This window comes from Microcoleus sp. K4-B3 (genome assembly GCF_036704615.1).
Taxonomy (GTDB): domain Bacteria; phylum Cyanobacteriota; class Cyanobacteriia; order Cyanobacteriales; family Microcoleaceae; genus Microcoleus.
Genome location: NZ_JAUBSF010000170.1, coordinates 1 through 5307 on the forward strand (window position 1 = coordinate 1; position 5307 = coordinate 5307).

Consider the following 5307-nt stretch of genomic DNA (forward strand, 5'->3'; position numbering starts at 1 on the left):
GACATCTCAACTCCTACTTAGATTTACATCCTCATTATACATTATTTATGATTTACAAATCATTTGCGATCGCTATATCACAAATATAAAGAAATGAAAGCTTACCTAGAAGAAATTAATCAAGGTCAGGAGCGGGATGAATGGCCTTTAACTTGTGTCCTGTTTGCTCCCAATGCTAGGCGAGCAGAATCCAGTAGAAGATATTTGGCTTCAGGCCAAGACTTGGATCAGAAAATTTGGGAATCGGATGGGTTCTTTTTCCTTGGTTAAATGGTTCTTCAATTTTACCATACAGCAGCAAATCTTTGACTTTCCCAAACTACACAAGTTTGGTAATTTTGAGCCAAAATTCTCATGAAACTACTGCTCGATCGAACCCTCGATCGATTTATGAATGATTTGCGATCGCTATAGTTTTCACAAAAAAAAAGATATTCTCAGCAAAATATCAGCCGAAATGCCACATATTATTTGAGAATTTTTGCCAGCTTACAGCCCCGATTATAATTTGATTGAATTGGTCTGGCATTCAGCGAAAGAATATATAGCACATCGACTATTTAAGTCAGTAGAAGAATTGTCATAATTGCTACATAGATTATTAAATGAAGGAGAAATGGTTATTAAATGGGATAGAAAAGTCAAAAAGAAAGGCAATGCTATTTTATCCGATTTAGCTGCGTAGCAGCTTATTGTTGCGGTTCCATTGAGCGCCCGATATTTTAATTCTACGCCCAATCTGCTTAATGGTCGATTCGACCGCACCAGAGCCAATCGTAATTCCTTGAGATTGAAAGGAATCGTAGTCAGGTATGCGTAGTCGATGTCTTTCAATCTCAGCCAGAAAGTTTTTAACTTGAGGAGCATCCCCATCTGCTACGTCAGCGATAGCTTGCTCGATTCTGCCATACCTGGCGGCTAGTTTCAACTTTTCTTAAGTAGTCAAACAAAATTAATTACATAAATAACTAATATGATATACTAAAGTATTAAGTTTTATCTAAAGAGGTTTTAATATGTTTTTACTTCGAGATATTAATCCACTTTCCTTGAAATTGCTAAACCGAATTTATCGCCAAAGCAGACATCATCAAGTGCGCCAAAGAGACCATTTTTTAATCTTAGTTTCACAAGGTGTCAAAAATGAAAACTTGATGAAAATTTTTCAAGTTAGTTATAAGACTATGTATAACTGGTTGAATCGATGGGAAGATGAGGGAATGCTCGGATTATACAATAAACCAGGTAGAGGCAGAAAAAAAACTTTTGATTCCGCTGAGAGAAGCTCAAATTAGAGACTGGGTAAAATTGGAGCCAAGACAATTAAAGCAAGTAGTGCAAAATATTAAACAAGAATGGGATATTAATATCAGTACGGAAACTATTAAGAGAATACTTAAAAAACTTTGTATGAGTTGGCCTAGGATGCGTCGAGGTGTTGGCGGCAAGCCAGACCCCATAGAATACAAGGAAAAAAAAGAAAAATTGTCAGAATTAAAACAACTAGAAGATGAGGGAAAAATTGATTTATACTATTTGGATGAATCCGGATTTTGTGGCATCCCTTGTGTCCCTTATGGATGGCAAGATATTGGCAAATATTTGTCAATTCATAGTCGTAGAACTAAGCGTTTAAATGTCTTGGGAATCATGAATCGGCAAAACACTTTTCATGCTTATGTTTCAGAGCAGACTATTAATTTTGATGTAATCATAGCCTGTATAGATACTTTCTTTGCTGTGGTGGAGCGACCAACATTTATTGTGGTAGATCAAGCTTCTATTCATACTAGCAATGCCATTTTCGATAAACTTGAAGAATGGAAAGAACGCGGCTTAACTATATTTGAATTGCCGACTTATTCACCGAAATTGAATTTAATTGAGATTTTGTGGCGGTTTATCAAATATGAATGGCTCGAAATAGATGCCTACTCTAGCTGGCCATCTCTTGTTTCCTCTGTCGAAAAAATTCTTAAAGAATTTGGAGATAATTATGTAATTAATTTTGCTTAACTACTTAACCGCTTGTCAGAACCACGGAGCTTGTAGAGATTTTCTTGTTTGATGATACCAGTCAAGAATTTCGCGCCTTTGCTCCGGTGTGGAGATGTTCGCCATTCAATTCCACACCCCTGGATGACCATCGCCCAAACAAGTAATCGTTTCTGACAAAGGCTGACGATTGACCCAATCAAGCCTTGCTTGATTTTCCAGAAACAATGCAGCATGGGCTTGTTTGTGTAAAGTCACCGCTTTATAGTCTCGCCACTCACTAGCTTTTCCTTGATCTGTCCTCAATCTTGCCTTACCGCCATCTATACTTAGATCTGTCACGGTTTGCTCTGCGATGACTTCAACGAATTCTTGCCGATGGACTAGACGTTGTTGGGTGCTGTGGTCAATATATATTCCCGTCAGTTGCTTCAAATCTCTTGCTGCATTGGCGTATGAAACATTTGCACTCAGCAATAAGCAACTTGCTTCGAGTTGTCGACTCAATCGGGTTCGTTTCTTCAATCCCAGTTTCTGGCGAAAGTTTCTCACTGACTTGCCATACTCCCAGACAGGTTTGAATCCCTCTTTGTCTCCCTGCTCTTGTTTTGCTGTTGCTGAAACAAAAAAATTTCCCATCTCTGGCGCTACTTCTTTGAGTACATGGTCTCTGACTGCTAGTTCAATGCTGGCAAAGTCTTTCAGTTGTTCTTTTGGTGTATTCTTTAGAAGTATGGCGGCAGCAGCTTGCAAATGTTCTTGTAAGATTTTACTTTCTTCGGGTGTCATCTATTTTTCCTTCTATCTTTTCTCTTATTCTCTCATGCTTTATCTGTGAGTATTTCTACTCATTACATAACTGAGATGCTCCCGGCAATAACTCTCTCAATATTTTTACTTAGCGGTGAAAAATATAATTAGCGGTTGATTCACCGCTCCCAAATTGTACCCCAAGAATTTGACAGGTTGGTAGGTGATGCAGATAGACTAATGTCAAAAGAATTTGGTCTGCAATCGTTAGTTTAGGGCGACCCCCACTGCCGGGTTTAATGATGCGAATTTTGTGATTTTCTTGATGTCTTTTGTGGCGAGCGTACAGATGTTCTGCATTGGTAATTAGTTCTATTAGTTGGTCGTAATCTATACCCAACAGTCTTTGAGTCTCGGATGGATGTTTTTCAATATATTCTCGGAGCTGACTCATGTTTTTTAGGGTAAAATTCCATTATAATTTAAGACCGAGCGGTCAACCATTTGTTTTTGGGAGATGTCTAATGGGTAATTGTTAAATTCTTTTTCGGTTTCCGAATCTGTGATATTATAGCAGTCGCCAAGGCGGTTAAGACGTATACTGTAGGCAATCCGGAATCATGCGCTCGCCAAACCCATGCCCAAACCCTACAGTTACGACCTTCGTCACAAGGTAATCCAAGCTATAAGGCTTGAAGATTAGCTCTCGCCAGTCAACTGTTCAACATTAGTCGCAACACCATTAACCTATGGCTTTCGAGGCAAGCAAAAACTGGGGACGCAAGAAGCGTTGCCCAATCAACCCAAAGGTAATGGTCATAAAATTACCGCAGGGGGGAAAAATTTCGTCAGGCAAGCTAAAACTTATGGGGATAAAAACCAAGTCGAGATGGCCTCACTGTGGGATGAGCAGATCAGTGATCGCACGATATCACGAGCGTTAAAGAAAATTGGCTTCACTCGTCGAAAAAAAAGACCTATGGCTACTGCGAACTTGATGAAGAAAAACGACAGGCATTTGTAACGCAGTTGTCCACAATACCCCCTGAGAAGATTGTCTATCTTGATGAATCAGGGATGGATAGTCGAGATCAATATGATTATGCTTGGAATGAGCGAGGGCAGCGCTTCCATGCCCCTACATCAAGGCGCTAGGGACGGGTGAACATAATTGCTGCCTTGTGCAACCAAAATCTGATCGCTCCCTTCACTATTGAGGGGGCGTGTAATCGAACTGTGTTGGAAACCTGGTTGGAAAGTTGTAAGATCCGACACTCACAATTGGACAGGTTGTGGTGATGGATAATGCCACGTTCCACAAAGGTGGGCGTATTCGAGAACTGATTGAAACTGCAGGCTGTAAACTATTGTATTTACCCCCTATGCTCCAGACCTCAACACAATAGAGCAAAGAAGAGTCTTGGTTAAAAAGTCGAATTCGCAAAAAACTGGAGCAGTTTAATTGTTTACGTTCTGGCAATTGAGAATGTATTACGCTTTGCGTCCGGCGCCGCCTTGGCGGTTGCTATAATTGCCGATCACAAACAGGTATCAATCATCTAGATGGGTACAGAATTTTTACTCAACAATTGAAACCTTTGTGATGCTGGGCTTGGGAGCCTGTGCAAGTATATTTGCAGGGGGAAGTTCAGATTAGCAAAAAATGGCGTTGCTGAATCAGGGTATGAGACGAGAAAAAATGCGAGATTGGAGCCGAAAATGATTTCTTGGATTTTGATGGGGAATTGGAATATCTCCAAATTTCAGATAATGAATTAGTAATTTAATTGAATGTCCTAGCATTTGTGACGACTTAGAATAACAAAGAGTTTTTCTTTTTAGCCGAGCCAAGTAATGTCTGAGTCTTGTATTTTCACCCTCAACTCTTGTCATATAAGTTTTGCTAATAATTGGGTCTCCCTGCGGCACAAAAATTGGGTAAACTTTCGGGCCATCTGTCACATAAAAATAGCAGTTCCATTTACTAACAATCTCCCATAGTGGTTCAAAAGTTTTGGCGCTATGGTCGCCTAAAACCCATCCTAAAATACCTGGCTTAAAATGGTCTACTGCCGTCGCTCGCCAGGTGCAAGTTTTTTTTTGAACCGACAAATGTTTGTAACTCATCTAATTGTCCCACTTCGGGATCTATTTCTCTTTGCGTAACAATGTGGCAAGAGTTCTCCAGCTTCTTTTACCCTATTAATAATTGTAGTATGATGCACATTTTTGACTCTTTTAATGGCTCGAAAACCCATGCCATTAACATACATTTTTAGACATTCGCGTTTCACTTCTTCCGAGTATCCTTTTTGAGATTGATAATCATTTATAAATTGTCTTTTACATCTGACGCAAATATAATTCTGCTTGCTTTTTTTATGACCATTTTTATTGATATGAGTTGACTGACATTCCGGGCATTGCATAATATTCCTTTTAAATGTGTGTGATTTGTGACGCTCCGACGACCACTTCATCATACCCTAGAGCGTCGGTTCAGTATTAGGATTTGACAAAAGTGGATGAGTATGATCTGGCTGGAAAAGCCTTTTCAATTCT

At 39.5% G+C, this 5307-nt stretch carries 3 protein-coding genes and 5 pseudogenes; 4 read left to right on the plus strand and 4 right to left on the minus strand.

The annotated features are described in order from the left end of the window. Positions 1–75: 75 nt before the first annotated feature. A pseudogene (locus tag QUA78_RS31665) lies at positions 76–358 on the plus strand (IS630 family transposase); the annotation flags it as partial. A gap of 36 nt (positions 359–394) precedes the next feature. Then, a pseudogene (locus tag QUA78_RS31670) lies at positions 395–685 on the plus strand (transposase); the annotation flags it as partial. Here QUA78_RS31670 and QUA78_RS31675 read toward each other — a convergent pair. Further along, positions 674–826: pseudogene (locus tag QUA78_RS31675) on the minus strand (ISKra4-like element ISMae18 family transposase); the annotation flags it as partial. The pseudogenes QUA78_RS31670 and QUA78_RS31675 sit on opposite strands and share 12 nt — an antisense overlap. A gap of 190 nt (positions 827–1016) precedes the next feature. Between QUA78_RS31675 and QUA78_RS31680 the strand changes: the two are divergent. After that, positions 1017–2016, plus strand: a protein-coding gene (locus QUA78_RS31680; RefSeq protein WP_333399228.1) for an IS630 family transposase whose coding sequence is annotated in 2 segments (ribosomal slippage) — positions 1017–1271 and positions 1273–2016 — 999 coding nt in all. Because the reading frame shifts where the segments join, the coding sequence is not laid out codon by codon here. Between the two features lie 105 nt (positions 2017–2121). Here QUA78_RS31680 and QUA78_RS31685 read toward each other — a convergent pair. Together QUA78_RS31685 and QUA78_RS31690 are read right to left on the minus strand one after the other, a co-directional pair. Next, positions 2122–2784 carry a hypothetical protein gene (locus QUA78_RS31685; RefSeq protein WP_333306848.1) on the minus strand — a complete coding sequence of 221 codons (663 nt, stop codon included), beginning with the start codon at positions 2782–2784 and terminating at the stop codon, positions 2122–2124. A 109-nt stretch (positions 2785–2893) separates the two neighbouring features. Then, positions 2894–3199: a transposase family protein gene (locus QUA78_RS31690; protein ID WP_333306850.1), complete on the minus strand. Its 306-nt coding sequence runs from the start codon at positions 3197–3199 to the stop codon at positions 2894–2896. Positions 3200–3382: 183 nt separating this feature from the next. On the opposite strand from QUA78_RS31690, the pseudogene QUA78_RS31695 reads away from it, so the two are divergent. Further along, positions 3383–4308, plus strand: a pseudogene (locus QUA78_RS31695) (IS630 family transposase). A gap of 114 nt (positions 4309–4422) precedes the next feature. Here the strand turns inward: QUA78_RS31695 and QUA78_RS31700 are convergent. Next, positions 4423–5174 (minus strand): annotated as a pseudogene (locus tag QUA78_RS31700) (IS1 family transposase). Positions 5175–5307: the final 133 nt, after the last annotated feature.

Coding starts and splice junctions, on each gene's coding strand:
- QUA78_RS31685 (WP_333306848.1), bottom strand. CDS start 2,784: ATGACACCCGAAGAAAGTAAAATCTTACAAGAACATTTGCAAGCTGCT.
- QUA78_RS31690 (WP_333306850.1), bottom strand. CDS start 3,199: ATGAGTCAGCTCCGAGAATATATTGAAAAACATCCATCCGAGACTCAA.